The following is a 23,088-nucleotide window of genomic DNA, read 5'->3' on the forward strand; positions in this document are numbered from 1 at the left end:
TTTTTAATAAAGAAAAAGAAATATATATATTTTAAAGTGTCTTAGCTGTCTAAGTCTTAGAAGTCTTAGAGTCTTTTTTAGTCTTATTTAATAAAAAAAGACTAACTGAATAGTTAGTCTTAAAGAATTTTTAAAAAACAAAAAGTGTCTAAAGTTTTGGAACAGTGCAAGCCCTAGCACAAGGCGAAAGAGGAACTAGATTTAAGCTTTAATTTTGGATGAAGAAAGGCGGTAGCACATTTATGGCTACAATTGAATTAAATAATGAAAACAATGATTCTAAACTTTCGACAAAATTAAAGCAACTTCACGAAATGGTTGTTTTAAATATAAAACAAAGGAAAGACAAATATCGAGAAATTACGAACATGCTAGAAAGCTACTATGTAGCATTCAATAAGGTTAGTAAAAACAAAGGCGCTGGCCACTAGCGGTGTGGATAATGAAACGGTCGACGGATACAACCTCGACCACATCGAAAATATTAGAAACACCGTGAGGGACAATAACTACAACCCCCAACCAGTCCGAAGAATCGATATTCCTAAAAGTAAGGACAAAACAAGACCACTCGGTCTAACTACCATCAAAGATAGGATAGTACAAGAAGTCTTAAGGTTGCAAATAGAAGCAATATACGAACCCAAATTCTCCAAATGGAGTTTTGGGTTCAGACCTGGTAAATCTTGTCACGATGCGGTGAAGCGTTTCCAACAAAGATTTAATGGAATCGACTACTATATAAAAATAGATTTAGAAGATTTCTTTAGAAACGTCAATCACGACATATTAAACAAGATTTTGTCGAGAGATATTACTAAGCATAAAGTAGTGAAAATCATTGATACCATGGTAAAAAGTGGAATAATGAGAAATCACATTAAGACACCAACCTACTCAGGGGTTCCGCAAGGTGGAATTATCTCGCCAATTTTATCGAATATCGTCCTAAACGAATTCGATAAATTTATGGAAAAGAAGATTCTACCCGTAATTCAAAAAGAAGCTAATATAAACTCAGAATATAGCAATATCGTGTCGAAAATTAGTCGACTTAAGAAGAAAAGAAGGGATAATCAAAATAAGGAAAAATTGAATAAGCTTATAGAAAAATTCAAAACCTTAAAAAGATATTCCCGTAGACCCCTAAGCGTGGAATAACTACGCTACGCCGACGATTTTATTATTGGCGTAAGAACGGGTAAAATAGCAACAGCAATCAAAATCAAGGAAACAGTAATTAACTACCTAGAAAAGGAGTTAAAATTAAAAATCTCCGAAGCGAAAACCAAGATTACCAAACAAAACTTGGGAGCTGATTTTCTAGGCTACCAAGTAGCTACCAACCCTGTTGCAAACACAGGTAAAAGAAAGCAAGCGAGTAGACGAATAAACGGCCACCCACGCGTAAAGATTGACCCTAAAAAAGTCAACCAATACGCACATGCGAATGATTGGATAAGCAAGAAGGGGAAGATAAAACATCGAGAGTATTTTCATTCTTTCGATGTCTTGGAGATTGTCCGAAACTATAAAAGTTGTCTTAACGGATTTCTGAACTACTTTGCATACGCAAGCAATATCGCTCAACTAGGTAAATTGTATTATATTGCAACCTATGCCTTACTCAAATACCCTGGCACGAAAGTTTAAATCATCCGTCCTTAAAGTACGGAGAAAATACGCTGTAAAGGATAATTTCGGCATCAGATTTAAACACAAAGAGAAAGAGAGATATGAAATTTGGGACAATTTCAGCTGGGACAAGGTAAAGAAAAAACGAAGCTATAAAAAGCTCAGCGACTCAATACCTAACCCGAATATTTACAAGGGAAGAACCAGTCTCACTGAAAGATTAGCCGCAATATGGTGTGAAAATTGCGGTATAGAAAATACCAAATTAGAAATACACCACTGTAAGACAATTCGAAACAAAAACTGGCTTAGCATCAGAAACAAAGAAACAAAGGTCCTTTGCCAACAATGTCATCGGAAAATAACAAATCAACAACTTTCTAGTTTTAAAATTTAAAAACAAACAAAAATAAATAAAACCATCTAAAAGTACAAATCTAGAACCGCCGTATGCTTGGAAACTTGCTCGTACGGTGGTGTGTGGGACTCATGGTAATAAGAGGAAACTCCCAAACGCCATGAATCTATCACAATAATTGTTGTATTTTTTTTGTTGTTCTTGCAAAGAAAAATGTAAATCGGAAATAATATCTTCACTATCGCAATAATTCTCATTAATTTGTAAAAAATTAGTGCGATAATAATCAATTACTAATGGAAAAATAAAACAAGACAACAAACCCAAAATAACAAATAAAATTTTTAAATATAAAGATTTATTAAAATTCATTTTTTTATTCTAAAATATTTTAGAAAATTTCTTCCACTAAAATCAACTTTATAACTAATATACTTCATATTGTTCAAATTCGTTAATTTATGATTCACTAAAACCAGCTTTTTTCAAATGTTTTGATTCAAATTCATAAAACTTCATAAGACATTTCACCACGCAAAAAAGAAAATATTGACTTAAATATTAAATTAATATAATAACGAATCATGGTATTGTTGTCTTTGTTATAATTTGTACCTATTATAAAATTTAAATAATGTTCGAAATTTAGATCTATTTTCACGATTTAAATAATACAAAGGAATCACGATATTTTTATAAATTATATAAAAAGCATATAGATATTTAAAATAAATAAGAAAATTTAAAATTTTACTCATAAAAACTCCTTTCTACAAAAATATATTTATTTTTTTAAATAAAAAATTAATTTAAATTATTTTATCATTTTTCATTAAAAAAAGAAAAATTTTAGTTCTTCTATATTAATAAAAAACTAAACTGTTAATGAATAAGAAAAGCCTAAATTGTGAATTCAAATTTATAATACGTAAAAATATCTTTACAATCGTCAAAAAATTTTAAATATTTATAAAATTTAAAATTATATTATTTCATAAAAAAATTTTAATAAAAGTAAAGAAATATCTATTTTTAGATTATCATAATATCATGAAATTTCATTCATTATAAAAGAAGAAACGATTTTATGATTGTTTTTCATAATGATTTAATACAAACTAATTATTTCGATGTAAAAAAATTTTAAATGTTATTCAAAAATATAGAAAAAATTTATAAATACACAAAACATTATTATTTATGTTTCAATTATTTATACATAAAACAGATTGCAAAATTATTATCTTTAAAGTATAATAAAGGTTGTCTTAAAAAAGTTTGAGTAGCTCAGCATGGATAGAGCAACGGCCTTCTAAGCCGTCGGTCAGGGGTTCGAATCCCTTCTCAAACGCCATCATCATGATTTAAGTTTATTTAATCAAAAATAATGGGATTTTTAATCATGAATAAAAATATTTTGTTTAGATATTTAGAAATAATTTCTTAATATTATAAATAATAAAAATGCTATTTTATTATTTATAATATTTATAATTTAATAATAAAAAAATATTATATAGATATAAATTCATCACAAATGAACAAAAAAAATAGATTAGTAATTATTTTTACTTATTTTTTAATTTTGAATTTTAATTTCAATAAAAACAATATATTTTTAACAATAAATTAAAATAAAGGAAATAAAAACATGGCTGTCCCTTTTAGAAGAACTAGTAAAACTGCAAAAAGAAAAAGACGTACACATTTTAAATTAAAAAAACCTACTTTGGTTGTATGTTCTGAAACAGATAATTTTACTTTACCGCATCGCATTACACGCAATAGTGCTTATTATAATGGTAAATTATTTTTAACTAGTAAAAAAAAAGAAACAACAAAAGATAATTAATATTAAAAATTTAAAAAATACCAAATAGTATTAATTATCTTTTTTTATTTTTATAATAAAAAAAAAGAAAAAAATAAGAGAACAAAAAAAATGAAAAAATTAAGTGCGAAAGAAATTCGAGAAATATGGTTAAATTTTTTTAAAAATAAAAAACATCATAAAATTAGTTCTGCTTCTTTAGTTCCTTATCAAGATCCTTCTGTGTTGTGGATTAATGCTGGTATAACTCCTTTAAAAAAATATTTTGATGGAACTAAAAAACCTCTTTTTACAAAAATAGTTAATATCCAAAAATGTTTAAGAACTAATGATATAGATAATGTAGGAAAAACCGATATACATCATACTTTTTTCGAAATGTTAGGAAATTTTTCTATTGGAGATTATTTTAAAAAAGAAGCTATTGATTTATCTTATGAATTATTAACATCTCAAAGTTTTTTTTGCATTGATCCGAAAAAATTATATATAACTTACTTTGAACAAGATTCAGAAACATATCATTTATGGATTCAAAAGGGGATCAATTTTCAAAATTTAATTCCTTTAAAAAACAATTTTTGGGAAATCGGAGAGGGACCTTGCGGTCCTTGTACAGAAATTTTTTTCGATCGAGGAGAACAATACGATCATAGAGGAAAAGAATTAATTAAAAAAAATATTCCTAATAATCGTTTTATAGAAATTTGGAATATTGTTTTTTCACAATATAACGCCAAAATAAATGTTGAACGTTCACATTATCAAGAATTAATCAGTAAAAATATCGATACAGGAGCTGGTTTAGAACGTTTAGCGTGTATCTTTCAACAAACTAAAACTAACTTTGAAACCGATCTTTTTTTACCTATTATAAAAAAAATAGCTTTGATATCTCATATTAATTATCAAAATCAAGAATCTTTTAAAATTATCTCTGACCATGTTAAATCATTAGTTTTTGGAATCAATGATGGAGTTATTTTAGATAATAACGGAAGAGGTTATGTATTAAAAAGAATTTTGCGAAAAGCTCTATTACAAGGACATTTTTTAGGATTACAAAAACCTTTCTTATATAAATTAGTTTCAAATGTTGTTGATATTTATAAATCATTTTATCACTTTACAATATCTAAAATAGATTTTATAGAAAAAATAATTAAATCAGAAGAAGAAAAATTTTTTATTAATTTAAAAATGGGGGAAACTTATTTTTTTCAATTAATTCAAAATAATAATATTTCGGGAGAAAATTTTTTTAAACTTTATGATACTTATGGTATCCCTCGCGAAATTATTTTAGAATATGCTAAAAAAAACAAAATTCAAATAAATTTAAAAGAATTTGAAATTTTTTTAGAAAAACAAAAAACATTATCTCGTTCTCAGATCGATAAAACAAAATATAATATTCAAAAAAAGAATAATATTTTTTTTAATTTTCAAGAAAAAAGTGAATTTGTTGGTTATCAAAATTTTGAAATCAAAACTAAAGTTATTAAAATTTGTGATCAAGCAATTATTTTAAAAAAAACTCCTTTTTATGCTACAATGGGAGGACAAATTGGAGATAAAGGATGGATAAATGATATTCCTGTTTTAGAAGTAACTAAATTACCTAACGGACAACATTTGCATCATTTACAAAAAAATATTTTTTCCGAAGGACAAGAAATATTTGCTAAAATTGATCTTGAAAAAAGAAAACAAATATCTCTTAACCATACAGCTACTCATCTTCTTTATGATGCTATGAAGATAACATTAGGAGAACATGTTAAACAAAAAGGTTCTTATTTAAACGAAAAATTTTTAAGATTTGATTTTAATCATTACGAAAATATAAACGAAGAACAATTATTGAAAATAGAAAATCAAGTGAATTCATGGATTGAAAAAAAATATCCTATTATAACTAAAAATATGAATTTCGAAAAAGCTCAAAAAATCAATGCTCATTTTTTAGATGATAATCATTATCCAGAACAAGTTAGAGTAATTCAAATCGGAGATAATATTTCTCTTCAAATTTGTGGAGGTACGCATGCAAATAATACAAAAAAATTGAAAAAATTTGCGATTATATCTTATAATTTAATTGGATCAGGTATTCATAGAATCGAAGCAACAACAGATCAAAATATTGATTTTGCATTAAAACAAAAAATAGAATTATTTATCGAAGAAGAGAATAATATTATAAATAAAATTAATCAATTGAAAAATAATAATGATTTTATTATAGAAGATTTTTCAAGTATTCGTAATAATTCTTTTAACAGTTATCAAAATATTTTAGATTATAAAAAACAATTACAACATTTAAGAAAAAAATCTGAAATAATTCAGAAAGAAATTATTCAAAAACAATCGCAAATAATTTTGAAAAAAGCAAATCTTTTCATTCCGATAAAAATTGAAAAAAATTTATTAATTACAATTAAAGAAGAAATTCCTATAAATATAAGAAAAATTCTTTTAGAACATTTATTTAACAAATTAAAAACAGACTTTTTATGCTTATGTTTTGAACAGAAAACAAAATTTAATTTCTTATGCAAAAGCAAAACTATTGATGTAAGTTGTTTTATTAATGAAATTAAAAAAATAATCGATATTAAAGGTGGTGGAAATAAAAATTTTGGACAAGGTAATTGTTCTGATATAAACAAAATTCATAAATTTCTAGAAAATTGGAAATCTTGTATTTTGTGAATACTGATTCAAATTATAAAAATGTTTTTTTAGGATTAGATTTAGGAGAAAAAACTTTAGGTATTGCTATTTCTGAATTTGGAATAATTGCATATAATTTAAAAACTATTTATTTTCCAAAAAATCAATATACAATATTAATCCCTCATTTAAAAAAAATAATTGCAAAATTTAATGTTAAAACTATTATTTTAGGGTTACCTAAAAATATGAATAATAATTTAGGAATTAAAGCTAAAATTAGTATAAATTTTCAGAAAAAAATTAAAAAATCTTGTTACAATGTAAAAATTATTTTATGGGATGAACGTTTAACCACCATACAAGCTTTAGAAATTTTACATCAAAATAATTATAAAAAAAAAAATATTAAAAAATACAAAGACGAAATAGCAGCAATGATAATTTTACAAAATTTTTTAAATTACCAAAAAGATGAAAAAAAATCAAAGATTTAAATTAATTTTTTCGATATTAAACATAAATTACACAATTTATTACAAATTAAAATTCATTTTTTAATAATAAATAAATTAAATAATTGAATAATATCGACAAAATATATCATAAAATCTAAATATATATTATTATGAAACAAAATCAAAATAAATGGAAAAATAATCTTTTAATCAAAATGAAAAAATATGCTTTAGAGAAAAATATACCAATTATCCATGATGAAACCTTATTTTTTCTACAAAAAATTATTCAAAAAAATAATATATCTCATATTTTAGAAATAGGAACTGCTATTGGTTACAGTTCTCTAGCAATGAGTAATAAATTTAATCATATACAAACAATAGAAAGAGATTATATTAGCTACCGATTAGCTCAGTTTTTTTTATCTCGATTTCCTTATAATATAGAATTAATTTGGTCAGAAGCTTTATTTTATAAACCAACTAAAACTTATGATTTTATTTTTATTGATGCTGCTAAAGTTCAATATGAAAAATTATTTAATAAATATCATATATTCTTAAAATCTCATGGTATTATCATATGTGATAATATTCATTTTAATAACTTAAATATAAATCTTTTGAAAATATCTCGTAGTACTAAACGCATAATTAATAAAATTAATAATTTTAAAATTTTTTTAAAAAATAATAATCATTTTGAAACTTCTTTTTTAAATATAGGAGATGGGTTAAGTATTTCTTGGAAAAAAAATCTTAAATTTCAATTATAATCAAATAACTATTTATAAAAGAAATTGAAATTGTTGAAAATTTAAAATATATTATAAATAAAAATATATTCAATTATAAATTTTAAATAAAATAAATAAAAATTGAAAAAGGAATAAAAAAAAATGAAAAAAAAAAATTATGAATTAACCCAATCAGGAATAGATAAATTAAAAAGTGAACTAGATTATCTAACCAATGTGAAAAGAAATGAAAATTTAGAAGCTTTAAGAGAAGCCCGAGAACAAGGAGATTTAAGCGAAAATGCTGATTATAACGCCGCACGTGATGAACAAGCTAATATTGAATCTCGTATTTTAGAAATCAAAAATATTTTAAAAAATGCCATTATTATTAAAAACAATAATACAAACAAAAAAATTAATATTGGTAAAACAGTACATTTAAAATTTCAGAATAATTCTGAAGAAAAAACTTTACAGTTAGTAGGATCTTTAGAAGCAGATCCTTTTGCTGATAAAATTTCTATTGAATCACCTTTAGGACAAAGTATCAAAAACTATCAAGAAGGCGATACAGTTTCAGTTAAAAGTGAAACAGGCAAAACTTTTAAAGTAGAAATTTTAAAAGTTATATAAAATGAAAAAATATTATAAGTATTTGCCTAAATTTTATTTTAATTCTATATTCCAAATACCTTATGATTTTTTTTTTCAAAAAGGGATTAAAGCAATTTTGTTAGATTTAGATAATACTTTATTAAAATATAATGAAAATCAAATTAATCCAAAAATAAAAAAAATTTTATATAAAATAAAAAAAAAATTTTTTTTAGTTATTATTTCTAATGCTTCGAAAGGTAAATTAAAAAAAATTTTATATCCTGATTTTGATTATATTTATTTAAAATTTTATCAAAAAAAACCTTGTGTTAAAGGTTTTTTAAAAGCTTTGGATTTGTTTAATGTTTCTTATGATCAAGCTATAATGATTGGTGATCAATTAACAACAGATATTCAAGGAGCTAATAAAATAAATATTATTTCTGTTCTAATAAAACCCTTAGATCCTTCTAAAGAATCATTTTGGACTAAATTAAATCGTTTTTTTATCGAAAAACCTTTTATCAAAAAAATAAAAAAAATAGATCCACAACTTTATAAAAAAAAATTCCAACATTTCCTAGAAATATAAAAAAAGAATAATTATATTTAATATGTTAATAAAAAATATTTTAGAAAAAATAAATCAAAAATTTCAAAAAGATACTGCTAAATTAAATCATATTTTAGGAGTACATAGGCAAGCTATTAAATTAGCACGTTGTCATAAAGTAGATATTATCGCAGCACAAATTGCCGCTTTATTACATGATTATACAAAAAATGAACCTTTAGAATTTCATTTATCATTATTAAACACAAAAATTATAAAAAAATATGAAAAAGTTCCTTTTATATATCATGCTTTTAGTGCATCTTTGATTGCTGAAAAAGAATTTAATATCAAAGATAAAAAAATTTTAAATGCTATTAAAAAACATGTCTGGGGGCATAAAAGAATGAATAAACTAGACAAAATTATTTTTTTAAGTGATAAAACTGAATATAATATAAATTACCCTCAAATAAATTATTTTCGTAAATTAGCTTTCGAAAATATGAATCAAAGTATCTATTTTATTTTAAAATCCAGAATAGAATTTTTTAATAAGCAAAAAAACATTCCTATTTTCGAAGAAAATTTAGAAATCCTTGATATTTTTAAAAAAAAACGATTAAAAAGAAAACGTTAAGGAAATTACTCAATGTTTCTTAAAATTATCGGGGGAGAATATAAAGGATTTTGTTTAAATACAGTTAAATCTATTAAAACTCGTCATACTTCGCATTTAGTAAGAAAAGCTATTTTTGACACCATAGGTAACAAAATTATTAATAGTTTTGTTTTAGATTTATTTTCGGGTTCAGGTGCTTATGGTTTTGAGGCTTTAAGTAGAAAAGCTAAACAAGTTTATTCAGTAGATAATTTATTTTTAGCTATTCAAACTATAAAAAAAAATAAAAAAAAAATTAATTTAAATGATGACAAAATAAAAATTTTTTATAGTGATGTTTTGCAAATTATCAAAAAAATAATTAAACAAAAATTAATTTTTGATTTAATTATTTTAGATCCTCCATATTTTTATAAAAATTATATATTTTTATTTAATTATTTCGGAAATATAACTAATTCTAACAGCACTGTTGTTTATGAAATTCATCATAAAAGTTTTTTACCAAATATTATAAATAATTTTATCTTAACTAAAAGTAAAAAATATGGAACAAAAAAAGTCTATTATTATCAAAAAAATATTTAAAACAATAGAATTATAAGACATTTATTGAAAAATTTTTTGTAACAATACATTATATTAAAATTATAATATAAGTATATAAATATTATGAAATGAAATATTTGATTCAAAAAAAAGGAGATATTATATTAATTATGTATGAAATTGTATATTATATAATTTTATTTTTATTAGGGAATATTTTAGGTGCTGTCATTATGTTTTTTGGTTTTAAAAAATATTTAGAAAAAAATCCTCCTATTAGCGAAAAACAAATTAAAGACATGTTTAAACAAATGGGTCGTAATCCTAGCGAAAAACAAATTAAACAAATCATGTCTGGTATAAAAAAACAGAAATAAATTATTGTATATCAAAGAAAAGAAAATAACACATATAGATATGAATCATTTAATTACAATATTGCTATTTTTTATTTTTATATTATTAATTTTTTTTGCAATGGATCGATTTTATAAAAATAATATTTATAACCAAATTAAAAAATATTTATTAAAATTTAATAATTTCGAAAAAGAAATTTTAAAAACAATTCTTAAAAACAAAGAACAAAAAATACCTTTAGAACAAAATTCTGAAATTACAAAAAAATTTATAGATTTGCAAATTTTATTTAAATTAAAAAATGATGAAAATAATCCTTTAAATGCTATCTATTCTTTAAACTCAAAAATTTTTGATTTCATTCATAAAGATAATGAATTAAAAAAGATCTATTTAAAAAAATAAAAACTTAAATTAAAAGGAGTATTTTATTAAGATAAAAAATGAATAATCTAGAAATTATTGTTTATTATGAACCAAATTTTGAAGATTTAGGAATTATAAAAAACGGTTTAAGAAGTAATTTAAAATCTATTTTGACAAATAATAACGGACAATATCTTTCTCCAAAAGAATTATTTTGTTTATCACTAGTTATTTGTTTTTATAAAACAATTAAAAAAAATTTCAATATGTTAGATATTAAAATTAAAGTTGATTGCAAAACTTGTTTAGATCAACAAAAAAATATGTATTTCAATATTAATTTATTTTGCGGAATTCCAGATTTTTCCAATGATAAAATAAAAGAAATAATGGAATTAGCACATAAAAAATGTCCTATTTCTAAAATGTTAAACCAATATCCGTATATCAAATTATACCCTGTTTCTTATGATGAAATAAAAATTAATTATTTATAATTATTTTTATAAAAAAATACAAAAAAAGCTATTTATTTAAATAAATAGCTTTTTTTATTTTAATTTGGATAAATTTATTTTTTTATTTATCATTAATAATATCTATTGGTTTTTGTTTTATCAATTTCATAATAGGTAAAAAAATAGACATTAAACTAAATATTATTGTATAAATAAAAGTATAAATTAATAAAGAAAAAATTCTTTTTATTGGTCGAACTAAGAAAAAAACCAACATTTCTATATTATGATTATAATTATAATATTGTTTAATTTTTTCGCGAATAGAATCATCTTTAAAATACGTAAGAAAATTCAATTTCGGCAATTTCGGAAAAATTTCTTCGAATGCCAAGTTAGTTACATAATTAGAAGAAAAAGAAGATAAACAAAAAGAAAATAAAGTTGCAATAAAAGCAAAAACAAAACATTGAAATAAAAAGATTTTTGCAATATTAACTCCATTAGAACCTAAACTTCTTAAAATACCGATCTCTCTTTTTTTAAAACGAATACTGATATTAAAATACATTTTAATTAAAAAAAACGGTATTAACCATATACACATGTAAAGAAGAATAAAAATAATTTTTATTTCCTTGGACATAGTAAAAAAAATATTTTTTAAATTTTCTATTATAAATAATAATGATAATTTATTGTTAATCTCAGCTTTTCCTAAGGCAATCATTAAATTTTCAAAAATAAAACTATGAAAAAAATTCCAAAATATGAAAATAATAATTGCTAAAGACAATTTTCTATTTTTAAAACAATTTATTCCCATTCGAAAAATATTTTTAAAATCTAAACGACTTGGTAATGAATTAAAATCATTTATTTGAAAGTGAGGATAAATAACATTAGGATTTTTTTCAAAATTTTTGAAAATATTTTTTGAAAAATTATTATTTTGTTCTAATTGTTCTAACATTTCTTCTGTTAAAGCAGAACCTACTTTGAATTTTGTTTTTTTAGATATATTGTCGTTGTTAATATTAGTTTTTTTAATTAAATCATCCTCAATACGACCATCTTTAATTCTAATAATGCGATCTGCATATTTAAAAGCATTTTCTTCATCATGCGAAATAATAATAACTAATTTTTGAGAAGAAACAGATTTTAACTTATCAAAAACTTGTTTTCCTGTTATGTTATCTAAATTTCCGGTAGGTTCGTCAGCTAAGACAATTCTAGGGTTTTTGATTAAACAACGAATTATTCCTACTCTTTGTTTTTGTCCACCAGATAATTCATAAATCTTTTTAGTTTTTATAGAATTATCTAAATCTAATTCTTTTAATAAAGAATCAACTAAATTTACATCTACATTTTTTCTCTGAAGTGATAAAGATAACTTAATATTTTCAAAAACATTCATATCTTCGATTAAATTAAATTCTTGAAAAATAAAACCAATCATTCCATTTCTGTAATTATCTAAATCTCTTTGATTAAGATCAGAAATAGAACTATTAGCAACTAAAATATTTCCTTGATTTTTATTAGCTTTGTCAATACCCGATAAAATATTCAACAAAGTACTTTTTCCTGAACCTGATTTACCTAAAATAAAAATCATTCCTGTTTTTGCGAAAGTCAAAGAAATATTATTCAAAGCATTAGTTTTAACTTGAAATTTATCAATATAACTTTTACTAATATTATCTATTTTAAACATATAATTCTCCTTATTATAAATTTTAATTAACTTAATATATATTTTTGATTATCATGATTTTATTACGATATTATAAGTCACAATCATTATAAATGTTATCAAAAAAAAAAAAAAAAATAATAATTATTACTTATAATATCGTAAAAAAAAATTAAATAAAATATTTATTTTTATTTAATTTTGCTAATTTCAAATTATAAAAATAATTCATTTTATACCAAAAATAAAAAAATGGAGGCCCTGAACGGATTTGAACCGATGATCAAGCTTTTGCAGAGCCATGCCTTATCCACTTGGCTACAGGGCCATCAAAAAAATAAATCTTGAAATTATTTTGAATTCTTATTCCTAATTTGAAAAAAAATTAATATTATATTTATATATCATAATAAATAAATACCAAAATATAAAATTATCCATATCAAAATAAGATTTCAAAATCTAAAAAATTATTTTATTTTTTTTCTCTATGTATAGTATGTTTATAAGAAAAACGACAATATTTTTGAAATTCTAAACGTGCCGGATGTTTCTTTTTATTTTTATAAGTATGATAATTTTCTCTTCCGCATTCTGTACAAATTAATTTTACTAATTCGCTCAATTTATTATCCTCCGAAAATAATAATCCTAATTTAGAAAATATTCAATAAAAATAAAACAAAAACAATATTCTTTTTTTATCTAATCAAAATATAATATTAATAAAAAAATTAGGATAATTTTTTATTCAAAACTAAAGGTTTAAGAATATTATTATTCAAATCTTCAGGATATCTATAAACTACTTCTTCCATTCTTTTTTCTTCTGTTCTTTTAAACAAAACATAAATGCAACCATTTTTAAAATCGATACGAGTAACTACACCAATATCTTTCCTATTTTGAACTTTGATCCTTTCCCCAATGAGATAAGTTTCGTTATGCCAAGCCATCATGATATATATATTTAATTCTTTATTTTTTAAAAAAATTCTTCAATTTTTTACTAACTGTAAACGTAGGAACATCTTGTGCTGGAACAACTACAATTTGTTCGCTTTTTGGAACTTTACAAGTTCTTTCTTTTCTATGTTTTAATTGAAAAACTCCTAAACCAGGAACGATCACTTTTTCTTTCATTTTTAAAGTTTCTTCAACGACTTCAACCAAAGACAAAAAGATATCCTCGATTTGTGTTTTAGTAATATTTTTTTTATCTTTTGTATTTTCTAATATTTTTTCAAATATTTTTTTAATTAAATCTGATTTTGTCATATTTTCCCCTTTTTTCAATATATTTTTAAAATAACATAAATCTAATAAGATTTTAGCATAAAAAAATAATTTTATCAATAAAATAAAATTTTTAAATTAAATTTAAAATAATTTTAATCATTTTTTTATTTTTAATCATAACTTTTCTTTAAAATATTAGCAAAAATACAATCTATAGGTTTTTTTTGAAAAACTACCTGATAAGAACTTTGTATCAAAGGCAAAAATATTTTTTTTTCTATCGATAAATGATAAAAAACTTCTAAATTGTAAATACCTTCTATAACTTGCGAAGAAGAAGAAAGAACTTTTTCTAAATTTTCACCTAAATTAATTTTTTTACCTGCTTGATAATTGCGTGAATTAAGATTAAAAGATGTTACGATTAAATCACCTAAGCCTGCTAACCCTAAAAAAGTTTCTTTTTCTACAGGGAAAATTTCTAAAATTTTTTTCATTTCTTGAATTCCAAAAGTTATAAAAGCAGATTTTGCATTTTGACTAAAATTTTCTAATTCTACAATACCGCTAACAAAAGATAAAGCATTTTTAAAAGCACTGCAAATTTCACAACCAAAAACATCATAAGAAAAATCAATTTTTAAATAAGAAGAAGAAAAAATTTGGGAAATTCTAGAAAGAAAATCATCGCTTTTTGAAGCAGCTAATAAAAAAGTTATTTTTCTTTGAACAACTTCCTCGGCGTGTGAAGGACCTATAAGACATGCATAATTAGTTATTTTATCTGAATTAATTTCTTCTAATAATATTTGAGAAATAATTTTTTTACTTTTTAATTCTATACCTTTCGAAACATTGATAAAACTTTTCTTTTTTTTTTTTAAGATCAAATTTATCTGTTTGAAAAGACTTCTGATTTGTTGAGTAGAAACGCATAAAATTATAATATCAGAATAATCTAATGCTGTTTGTAAATCATTAGTTGCTTTAATATTTAATAAAGAAAAATTGAAAATAGGATGTTGATGATTATTTATTTTTTCAACATATTTTTCATTAATATCATATATCAAAACTTGATTGCGATTATCAACTAAAACCTGACCTATAGTAGAACCCCAAGCTCCTCCGCCAAGGATAGTAATTTTAGACATTAAAAATCAACTTCTTTCTTTTTGAAATTTATTATTAAAGGAATGCCTTCTAATCCTAAACTAAATCTCAATTGATTTTTTAAAAATCTTTCATAAGAAAAATGAATAAATTTAGGATCATTAACTAAACAAATAAATTTAGGTGGTTTAGTAGAATTTTGTCTCAAAAAATAAAACTTAGCTTTTCCTTGTTTAAAAAAATGAGAAGGATTAATTTGTGTCGCTTCATATAAAATATCATTTAACAAATGTGAAGAAAAAATTTTATTATAATTATGAAATATTTTTTTTAAAATACTAAATAATGTTGAAATTCTCTTTTTATTTTTCGCAGACAAAAAAACAATTGGCATATAATGAAAAAATTTAAATTCTATCTTTATTTTTTCTTCAAATTGTTTCATATTTTTTTCTTTTATATCTACCAAATCCCATTTATTATAAATCAAAATACAAGATTTATTAAAATTAAAAATTAAAGAAGCAATATTTCTATCTTGATCTGTGATCGCTTGACTAGCATCTAAAACAAAACAAACAATATCACTCCTTTCAATAGCATCCATTGTTCTTAAAAAACTATATTTTTCTAATTTATTATTAATCTTACCTTTTTTTCTCAGGCCGGCAGTATCGATAATATGATAATTTTGACCATCTTTTGTAAAAAGAGTGTCAACTGAATCTGTTGTTGTATAAGGCATATCAGAAACAATCATTCTTTCTTGCGATAAAATAGCATTTTTTAAAGTAGATTTACCAACATTAGGACGACCTATTAAACAAAATTTTAAATCTACTGAATCTTCTATTTTATTTTCTTTTTTGAAAAAATTTTGTTGATTAAAAATGATTTTATCTAATAATTCACCTATACCAATACCATGTTGACAACTAATCCCTAAAACATCTTGAAATCCTAAATTATAAAATTCATAGACATTATCTAAAAGATGCAAATTATCTATTTTATTAACTGCTACAATTACTTTTTTATGAACCTTATTTAATAAACGAGAAATATCCAAATCATCTTGAACTAATCTAGTTTGTCCATCAGTTACTAAAATAATTAAATGACATTCTTCTATAGCTAATTCTGTTTGAAATTTAATTTGTTGTTCTAAAGAAATATCACTTATAATAATACCTCCAGTATCAATTAAAAAAAAATTTTGATTTAACCATTTAACTTTAGCATAAATACGATCTTTTGTTGTGCCTGGTTCATCGTAAATAATTGATAATCTTTTTTTTAGCATACGATTAAACAAACTAGATTTACCAACATTAGGTCTTCCTACTATAGCTACTTTAAACATTGTATTTATATGATATTTTTTTATTAGTTAAATTTAAAATAAAAGATAAAGTATCCTTGATATTTAAATTTATATTATCCAATAAAATAGCATCTTTAACTGATTTTAAAGGTGATAAAACACATGTCATATCTTTTCCACATTTCTATTTTAAATATATCGAGAAAATTTATCGATCAAAATATTAGATTTTTTTAGATAATTCTTTGTATTTTCTTAAAGATCTTTCTTTTAAAAGCAACAGTTAAAAAAATCTTTTCCAATATCTCTTTTTTCCATAATAATATATGGATTTTTTTATCATTTTTTTCTAAAATAAGATTTTTTTCTCTTACTACTTACACTTAAAGAAAAAATAAATTTCATTTCTTTTACTATAGTGCTATCTTTCGAAAAAAACTACATCTTCACTATTTAAATAAAATTTATCATTTTTAATCTCAATTTTAATCTCAATATTGATTTTTTTGAACATAATTTTAATCCTAATTTTTGTTCTTCTTTATGATAAGAAATTTCATTTTTTAATAAATCCGAAATAAAAATATGAAATAAAAAAACCTGTATTTATATAAAATCAATCTAATTGCGGAGATAGCAATTGACTAATCGTGCTTTTTTCTAAACTAAAAGGACCATCAAGAAATAATCGAAATCCTAATCGATACTAAAAAATACATTTTTTAAAATTTATTATCATATATGCGATCAAAATTCCTTACTTTATAAGAAAATATTATAATTATTTAAAAAGTGATTATTAAAATATACTACTTATTATTATACATTTTATAAATGATTAAAAAAATTCAAAAAGATTATTTTTTCACATCTCTAGATAAATAAATCCCTGTTTGGGTATTAATGATAATTTTCTCATCTTTTTCAATAAAAAGAGGTACTTTAATGATTATTCCTGTTTCTAAAACCGCATTTTTATAAGAAGTATTTTTTCTAGAACTGTTTGAAGAAGCGTGAGAATCAATATCAACTACCTTTAAAGAAACTTTATCCGGTAAAGAAACGTTTAAAATTTCTTTTTGTTCATCTAAAAGAACCTCTATAACAGTTAACTCTGATAAATACTTTAAAATATGTTCTAATTTATTTTTGGCAATAGGAATTTCTTCATAAGTATTCATATCTAAAAAAATATATAAATCATCTAAATGATAAGAAAATTGTAACTTTAGTTTATAAATAAAAACTGTTTCTATTTTAATTCCAGCATTAAAAGTATGTTCAATAATATCACTATTTTTTAAATTCTTTAATTTACTTCTGACAAAAGCAGATCCTTTCCCAGGTTTAACGTGTAAAAAATCCAAAATTTGATAAATATTATTATTTAATTTAATAGTTTGTCCTATTTTGAAATCATTTGTATTAATCATATTCTTAAATTTTAATTATTCCTTTTTTAAAAAATTTAAAATCAAATCAATAACTTTTTTTTCTAAATCATAACTTAAAGCGTTAATAACTTTTAAATCAACTACTTGATTAGTAAACCATGTTTTTTGTCTTTTGGCATATCTTAAAGTATTACGAATAATAAATTCTTTAGCTTTTTTTAAACTAATTTTTTTTTCTATAAAAAGTTTTATTTCTTTATAACCAATAATATTAAGATTAGATAATGGATGATGTTTCATTAAATATAATACTTCTTCTATAAAACCACATTTCAACATATTATCTAATCTTGATATAATTCTTTGTTTTAAAACATCGCGTTCAATATCTAAATAAATAAATAAAATATCAAAAAGTGCAATATTTTTTCCTTTTTGTTGTGATCTTAATGTTTTTTCATTTAAACGTTTATAAGCGCTAATAACACGACGAGAATTTTTTGTATCTAAAATTAAATTAGGATCTTTTTTTTGAATGATTTGTAACATTTCATTAATGGTTAATATTGTTTCATCTTTTTTTTGACAATCATTTTGATAAGATAATTCATAATCAAAAAGAGCAGATTTAATATATAAACCACTTCCGCCAACTAAAAAAGCGATTTTAATATTAGTTAATAATTTTCTGACTGCTTTTTGAAAATCATAAATATTATAACAACCTTCGGGATGAATAATACTTAATAAATGATGTGGAACATTTTTTTTTTCTTCTTCGGAAATTTTAGCTGAACCAATATCAAATTTTTGATAAAATTGAACAGAATCAGCGTTAATAATTTCTCCTTTAAAATATTTAGCCATTTGAATAGATAAATTTGTTTTTCCCGAAGCTGTTGGACCAGAAATAACTATTACTTTTTTATTTTTTTTTTCCATTTTTTTGTTTTATTTCGTTAAAATAATAATAAATTTATTCTTTTAAAGTAATTTTGGTAATTTTTCTTTTTTTATTTCCTAAATTTAAAAAAACTCCGTTTATTTGTCTTTTTCCTGAAGATATTTTATGTTTAATCTTATTATTAACATTTAAAAAATTATGAATAATAATATTTTTATCTTGCCCAATAACTCCTTCAGAAGGTCCTGTTAATCCTACATCGGAAATATAAAGAGTATTATGAGGTAAAATTCTATCATCATTTGTTTGAATATGTGTGTGTGTTCCTACAATAGCATCGATCTTACCATCAAAATAATGTGCTAAAGCTAATTTTTCACTAGTAGCTTGAGCATGAAAATCCAATAAAGAATAGTCATATTGTTGATGATAATTATTTAATATTTTTTCAACTTGTTTAAAAGGACAAGATAAATTATTATTATTCATAAAAACTCTTCCTAAAGCATTCATAATTAAAATTTTTTGATTTTTTCTTTTTAATATTTTAAAACCAGAACCACTCGAAGATAATTTTTTATCTAAATTGATAGGACGAATAATGTCGGTTTTATCAATAAAACTTGATAAAAAACTATTTCCCCAAGTATGGTTACCCATAGTCATTAAATCAACTCCTGAAATAACTAAATCATAATAATTTTTAAAATCTAAGCCTTTTCCATTATCAACATTTTCAGTATTAGCTACAACAAGATCAGGTTTATATTTATTTTTTAAAAAATTAATTTTTTCCATTAAGTATTCTGCTCCTGAGGCGCCGTAAACATCTCCAATAAAAAGAATATTCATTTTTAACTCCTTTCCTTTTGATTTTTAAAATTTTTATATTAATAAAATAAAAATCAAAATTTTAAATAATCATTCAAAATTATTTATTATTTCTTTTTTATTTGCATGAAAAAAAAAATAATAAATCAAATTTTTAATATTGATTTTTTTGATCATTTTTGTTTATCGATAAATTATTAACTTCAGCTATTTCATTAACTCTTAATTCTCGAATGACTATAATTTTAATGTTCCCATTGTAATTAATATTTGTCTGTATTTGTTTTTTAATTTTTTTTGCTATAGCAAAAGTTAATAAATCATTTGTTTCTTCTGCTTTAACAATAACTCTAATTTCTCTTCCTGATTTAATAGCATAAGATTTTTCAACTCCTTCAATTTTGTTAGTAATTTGTTCAAGTTTTTGAATTCTTTGAATATAATTTTCTAAAGTTTCTCGGCGAGCACCAGGTCTAGCAGAACTAACTGCATCTGCAATAATAACTAAAACAGATATTAAATAACTTGGTTCTTTATCTTCATGATGAGAAGCAATAGCATCAATAACCTCATCTGATTCTTTATACTTAGCAGCTAAATTAATACCAATTTCAACATGACTTCCTTCTATTTGGTAATCTAAAGCTTTACCAATATCATGCAATAGTCCTGCTCTTCTCGCTAAAATTTCATTTTCTCCTATTTCAGCAGCTAATTTACCTGCTATAAATGAAACCTCTAAAGAATGTTGTAAAATATTTTGACCATAACTTGTTCTAAACTTTAATTTTCCCAATAATTGTACTAATTCTTCATCAATAATACCGATTTTGGACTCATAAATAGATTCTTCACCTATTTCTTTAATAATATCATCAATCTCATTTTGTTTTTTTTTAAACATAATTTCAATACTAGAAGGAGTAATTCTTCCATCTAAAATCAAATTTTCCAAAGTTATTTTAGCAATTTCTCTTCTAATAGGATCGAAGGAACTTAAAATAACTATATTAGGTGCATCATCTATTATTAAATCAACTCCTGTTATTAATTCAAAAGTTTTAATATTCCTACCATCTTTGCCAATAATTCTACCTTTTAAATCATCTTTTTCCAAAAAAATCATACTAATATTTTGTTCAGAAGCAGTTTTTCTTGAAATTTTTTGCATTACAGAAACAAGTAACATCTTAGCTTTTTTTTGAACTTGATATTTGTATTCTTCTTCAGTTTTTTTTATATAGTGTTGCATTTCTTCGAAAACATTTTGTTCTGTTTTTTGCATAATTACTTTTCGAGCTTCTTCGAAAGTTAAAAAAGATATTTCTTCTAATTTCATCATTTGTTCATAAATTTGTTTTTGTAATTTATTTTCAAGTTTTTCAATATAATTTTTATTATTTTTTAATTTATTTTCTTGAATATATAAAAGTTCTTCTTTTTTACTTAAATATCCTGTCCGAAAAGTTAATAATTCTTCTTTATGAATCATTTTTTCTTCTAAATTAACAATTATTTTTCTTCTTTCATTTAAATCATTTTCTGTTTCTTTCTTTAACAAATATATTTTTTTTTCTGCTTCGGATATCATTTTAGAAGAAATTAATTGTGATTTCAATATTCTATCTTTGATTTGTTTTTCTACTATATATATTTGTTTATTCATTTTACGTTTATTAAAGAAAAAATATAAAATTGTTATTATAAAAAAAATACAATAAATAATAAACACAACACTATTAGTATTTTTATCCATTAATCGTGTTTTCCTATATTTTTATATTTTATTTTAATTTTTTTTAAAAATAAATATTCAATATTTTAAATTATTTTAAAACAAAATTTGATTATGTTATTATTTTGTTAAAAAATAATGAATAATAATATATTATTATTCGAAATTAATTTTATTTAATAGAAAATAATATATTATTTTAAATTATAATAAAATTTATAATATTAATCAAAAATATTATACTTAACAAATAATTAGTTTATATTTATTTTATTTTGATGATAAAATAAATATAAATAATAAAGATAAATTATATTCAAAATATCTTTTAATATTTTATTTTTTTAAATCTCTCATAAAAAATTAGAAAATATTCAAAAATAAGAAATAATAATTTTTTATATTAATTTTATTTAATATTTAAAAAAATTAAAGGATTTTATTGTAAAAAATGAAAAAAGAATTTTTAATTTTTGCTAGTTATATTTTATTATTTTTGATTGGTACTATCGCAATATGTTGTTACACGAAACATTAAAAATAAACAAATCATTTTCAATTTTTATGCTTAATGAATTCATCAATTAAAGGTATAATCAATAAATCTATTTTACCTTCCATAAAAAGATCTAATTTGTGTAAAGTTAAATTAAAACGATGATCTGTAATTCTGTTTTGAGCATAATGATAAGTTCTTATTTTTTGGCTTCTTTCTCCTTTGCCGATTAATTTTTTCTTAATATCATTATTCTCTTTATGTTGTTTAGATACAATTTTATGATAAACTTTTTCTTGTAATAATTCAAAAGCTTTTTCTTTGTTTTGGTGTTGACTTTTAGCAACTTGTGAGGCAACACTCATACCAGTAGTTAAATGAGTTAATCTAACAGCAGATTTAGTAGTATTGACTGATTGTCCTCCCGGTCCGCTTGCATTGAAAGTATCTATTCTAACATCATTCCAATTTAAATCTATTTTCTTTTTTTCAATATCAGGAGTAACTATAATTTTAACTGTTGAGGTATGTGTTCTTCCTTTTTTTTCAGTAATAGGTATTCTTTGTACTCGATGAATTCCTGATTCATGTTTTAAAAAAGAATAAACATTATCGCCACAAATTTCAAAAATAACTGAGGTAATACCGTTTTTTAAACTTGAAATTAAATTAATAATTTTTATTTTCCAATTTCTATTTTCGGCATATTTTGTATACGCACGAAATAAATCACCAACAAAGAGATTAGATTCATTGCCGCCAGCAGCGCCTTTGATTTCCATAATCACTTTTTTATCATTTTTTTCTACTTTAGGAAATAATAATGATTTTAATTTTAATAAAATATTTTCTATTTTTTTTTCTAAATTATGTTGTTCTTGTTGTAATAAAAAAAGAAATTCTTTATCTTCTTTAAATTTATCATTTCTTGATGTTTCATCTATTTTTTGTTTTTCTTCTTGGTATTCTAAATATTTATCATAAAAAGAAACAATTTTTTCTAATTCACCTATTTCTTTTAAAAAAAAAGTATCTTTTAAATCAATATTACCTTTTATAAGTTCTTTTTGTAAATTTAAATATTTTTTTTTTATAATTTTTAACTGATCAAACATATTCATTTAAATGTTTTTTCCTCAAT

General features: G+C 22.1%; 28 protein-coding genes and 2 tRNA genes. 15 read left to right on the plus strand and 15 right to left on the minus strand.

The window, feature by feature from the left end; translation table 11 throughout:
* The first annotated feature begins 218 nt into the window (after positions 1-218).
* Positions 219-431, plus strand: coding sequence for a hypothetical protein (locus MDPP_RS01330; RefSeq protein WP_144658433.1), 213 nt, complete (start codon positions 219-221; stop codon positions 429-431).
* 78 nt (positions 432-509) lie between these two features.
* Here MDPP_RS01330 and MDPP_RS02195 read toward each other — a convergent pair whose 3' ends face one another.
* Positions 510-647: a hypothetical protein gene (locus tag MDPP_RS02195; RefSeq protein WP_246058876.1), complete on the minus strand. Its 138-nt coding sequence runs from the start codon at positions 645-647 to the stop codon at positions 510-512.
* Here MDPP_RS02195 and MDPP_RS01335 point away from each other — a divergent pair.
* Together MDPP_RS01335 and MDPP_RS02230 are read left to right on the plus strand one after the other, a co-directional pair.
* A complete protein-coding gene (locus MDPP_RS01335; protein WP_246058875.1) occupies positions 598-1,161 on the plus strand; it encodes a reverse transcriptase/maturase family protein in 564 nt (187 codons plus the stop codon). The genes MDPP_RS02195 and MDPP_RS01335 overlap by 50 nt on opposite strands.
* Before the next feature lie 147 nt (positions 1,162-1,308).
* Positions 1,309-1,653 carry a group II intron reverse transcriptase/maturase gene (locus MDPP_RS02230; RefSeq protein WP_186390731.1) on the plus strand — a complete coding sequence of 115 codons (345 nt, stop codon included), beginning with the start codon at positions 1,309-1,311 and terminating at the stop codon, positions 1,651-1,653.
* 469 nt (positions 1,654-2,122) lie between these two features.
* Here MDPP_RS02230 and MDPP_RS01345 read toward each other — a convergent pair whose 3' ends face one another.
* A complete protein-coding gene (locus tag MDPP_RS01345; protein WP_144658435.1) occupies positions 2,123-2,365 on the minus strand; it encodes a hypothetical protein in 243 nt (80 codons plus the stop codon).
* Positions 2,366-3,269: 904 nt separating this feature from the next.
* Here MDPP_RS01345 and MDPP_RS01350 point away from each other — a divergent pair.
* The 12 genes from MDPP_RS01350 to MDPP_RS01405 all read left to right on the plus strand — a co-directional run bounded on the left by MDPP_RS01350 (position 3,270) and on the right by MDPP_RS01405 (position 11,248).
* Positions 3,270-3,347 (plus strand) — tRNA-Arg (locus MDPP_RS01350).
* Between the two features lie 297 nt (positions 3,348-3,644).
* Positions 3,645-3,845, plus strand: a complete 201-nt coding sequence (gene rpmF, locus MDPP_RS01355) for a 50S ribosomal protein L32 (RefSeq protein WP_144658436.1) — start codon at positions 3,645-3,647, stop codon at positions 3,843-3,845.
* A gap of 90 nt (positions 3,846-3,935) precedes the next feature.
* Entirely contained in the window at positions 3,936-6,542 is a 2,607-nt protein-coding gene (gene alaS, locus MDPP_RS01360; RefSeq protein ID WP_144658437.1) for an alanine--tRNA ligase, read from the plus strand.
* On the plus strand, positions 6,539-7,000 hold the full coding sequence (ruvX, locus tag MDPP_RS01365) for a Holliday junction resolvase RuvX (RefSeq protein ID WP_246058874.1): 462 nt from the start codon (positions 6,539-6,541) through the stop codon (positions 6,998-7,000). Before alaS ends, ruvX begins: the two co-directional genes overlap by 4 nt.
* A gap of 131 nt (positions 7,001-7,131) precedes the next feature.
* Complete coding sequence (locus MDPP_RS01370) at positions 7,132-7,740, plus strand: O-methyltransferase (protein WP_144658439.1); 609 nt, start codon at positions 7,132-7,134, stop codon at positions 7,738-7,740.
* Positions 7,741-7,863: 123 nt separating this feature from the next.
* Positions 7,864-8,337 (plus strand): transcription elongation factor GreA, encoded by a 474-nt coding sequence (greA, locus tag MDPP_RS01375; protein ID WP_144658440.1) that lies wholly within the window; start codon positions 7,864-7,866, stop codon positions 8,335-8,337.
* A gap of 1 nt (position 8,338) precedes the next feature.
* Positions 8,339-8,893: a YqeG family HAD IIIA-type phosphatase gene (locus tag MDPP_RS01380; protein WP_144658441.1), complete on the plus strand. Its 555-nt coding sequence runs from the start codon at positions 8,339-8,341 to the stop codon at positions 8,891-8,893.
* A gap of 22 nt (positions 8,894-8,915) precedes the next feature.
* The gene (gene yqeK, locus MDPP_RS01385; RefSeq protein WP_144658442.1) at positions 8,916-9,494 is read left to right on the plus strand and encodes a bis(5'-nucleosyl)-tetraphosphatase (symmetrical) YqeK; all 579 of its coding nucleotides are present in this window, start codon (positions 8,916-8,918) and stop codon (positions 9,492-9,494) included.
* Between the two features lie 12 nt (positions 9,495-9,506).
* A complete protein-coding gene (gene rsmD / locus MDPP_RS01390; protein ID WP_144658443.1) occupies positions 9,507-10,064 on the plus strand; it encodes a 16S rRNA (guanine(966)-N(2))-methyltransferase RsmD in 558 nt (185 codons plus the stop codon).
* A 131-nt stretch (positions 10,065-10,195) separates the two neighbouring features.
* A complete protein-coding gene (locus MDPP_RS01395) occupies positions 10,196-10,402 on the plus strand; it encodes a YneF family protein (protein ID WP_144658444.1) in 207 nt (68 codons plus the stop codon).
* Between the two features lie 40 nt (positions 10,403-10,442).
* Positions 10,443-10,790: a super-infection exclusion protein B gene (locus MDPP_RS01400; RefSeq protein WP_144658445.1), complete on the plus strand. Its 348-nt coding sequence runs from the start codon at positions 10,443-10,445 to the stop codon at positions 10,788-10,790.
* A gap of 38 nt (positions 10,791-10,828) precedes the next feature.
* Positions 10,829-11,248 (plus strand): OsmC family protein, encoded by a 420-nt coding sequence (locus tag MDPP_RS01405; protein WP_144658446.1) that lies wholly within the window; start codon positions 10,829-10,831, stop codon positions 11,246-11,248.
* A gap of 82 nt (positions 11,249-11,330) precedes the next feature.
* Here MDPP_RS01405 and MDPP_RS01410 read toward each other — a convergent pair whose 3' ends face one another.
* From MDPP_RS01410 to MDPP_RS01465, 13 genes are all read right to left on the minus strand, one after another.
* Positions 11,331-12,932 (minus strand): ABC transporter ATP-binding protein/permease, encoded by a 1,602-nt coding sequence (locus tag MDPP_RS01410; protein ID WP_144658447.1) that lies wholly within the window; start codon positions 12,930-12,932, stop codon positions 11,331-11,333.
* Between the two features lie 232 nt (positions 12,933-13,164).
* Positions 13,165-13,239 (minus strand) — tRNA-Cys (locus MDPP_RS01415).
* Between the two features lie 147 nt (positions 13,240-13,386).
* Positions 13,387-13,536 carry a 50S ribosomal protein L33 gene (gene rpmG / locus MDPP_RS01420; protein WP_144658448.1) on the minus strand — a complete coding sequence of 50 codons (150 nt, stop codon included), beginning with the start codon at positions 13,534-13,536 and terminating at the stop codon, positions 13,387-13,389.
* 109 nt (positions 13,537-13,645) lie between these two features.
* The gene (locus MDPP_RS01425) at positions 13,646-13,870 is read right to left on the minus strand and encodes a hypothetical protein (protein WP_320410543.1); all 225 of its coding nucleotides are present in this window, start codon (positions 13,868-13,870) and stop codon (positions 13,646-13,648) included.
* 19 nt (positions 13,871-13,889) lie between these two features.
* Entirely contained in the window at positions 13,890-14,189 is a 300-nt protein-coding gene (locus MDPP_RS01430) for an HU family DNA-binding protein (protein ID WP_144658449.1), read from the minus strand.
* A gap of 131 nt (positions 14,190-14,320) precedes the next feature.
* A complete protein-coding gene (locus MDPP_RS01435) occupies positions 14,321-15,304 on the minus strand; it encodes an NAD(P)H-dependent glycerol-3-phosphate dehydrogenase (RefSeq protein WP_144658450.1) in 984 nt (327 codons plus the stop codon).
* Positions 15,304-16,626, minus strand: coding sequence for a ribosome biogenesis GTPase Der (der, locus tag MDPP_RS01440; RefSeq protein ID WP_144658451.1), 1,323 nt, complete (start codon positions 16,624-16,626; stop codon positions 15,304-15,306). Before der ends, MDPP_RS01435 begins: the two co-directional genes overlap by 1 nt.
* Positions 16,619-16,756 carry a hypothetical protein gene (locus tag MDPP_RS02155; RefSeq protein WP_186390732.1) on the minus strand — a complete coding sequence of 46 codons (138 nt, stop codon included), beginning with the start codon at positions 16,754-16,756 and terminating at the stop codon, positions 16,619-16,621. The genes der and MDPP_RS02155 overlap by 8 nt, the downstream gene beginning before the upstream one ends.
* Positions 16,757-17,444: 688 nt before the next feature.
* On the minus strand, positions 17,445-18,020 hold the full coding sequence (gene efp / locus MDPP_RS01445) for an elongation factor P (protein ID WP_144658452.1): 576 nt from the start codon (positions 18,018-18,020) through the stop codon (positions 17,445-17,447).
* Between the two features lie 15 nt (positions 18,021-18,035).
* The gene (gene miaA / locus MDPP_RS01450) at positions 18,036-18,923 is read right to left on the minus strand and encodes a tRNA (adenosine(37)-N6)-dimethylallyltransferase MiaA (RefSeq protein ID WP_144658453.1); all 888 of its coding nucleotides are present in this window, start codon (positions 18,921-18,923) and stop codon (positions 18,036-18,038) included.
* Between the two features lie 34 nt (positions 18,924-18,957).
* Positions 18,958-19,737, minus strand: a complete 780-nt coding sequence (locus MDPP_RS01455; RefSeq protein WP_144658454.1) for a TIGR00282 family metallophosphoesterase — start codon at positions 19,735-19,737, stop codon at positions 18,958-18,960.
* 133 nt (positions 19,738-19,870) lie between these two features.
* Positions 19,871-21,472, minus strand: coding sequence for a ribonuclease Y (gene rny, locus MDPP_RS01460; protein ID WP_144658455.1), 1,602 nt, complete (start codon positions 21,470-21,472; stop codon positions 19,871-19,873).
* 534 nt (positions 21,473-22,006) lie between these two features.
* Positions 22,007-23,062: a PCRF domain-containing protein gene (locus MDPP_RS01465; RefSeq protein ID WP_144658464.1), complete on the minus strand. Its 1,056-nt coding sequence runs from the start codon at positions 23,060-23,062 to the stop codon at positions 22,007-22,009.
* Between the last annotated feature and the right edge of the window lie 26 nt (positions 23,063-23,088).

Source organism: Candidatus Phytoplasma pini, assembly GCF_007821455.1.
Lineage (GTDB): Bacteria > Bacillota_I > Bacilli_A > Acholeplasmatales > Acholeplasmataceae > Phytoplasma > Phytoplasma pini.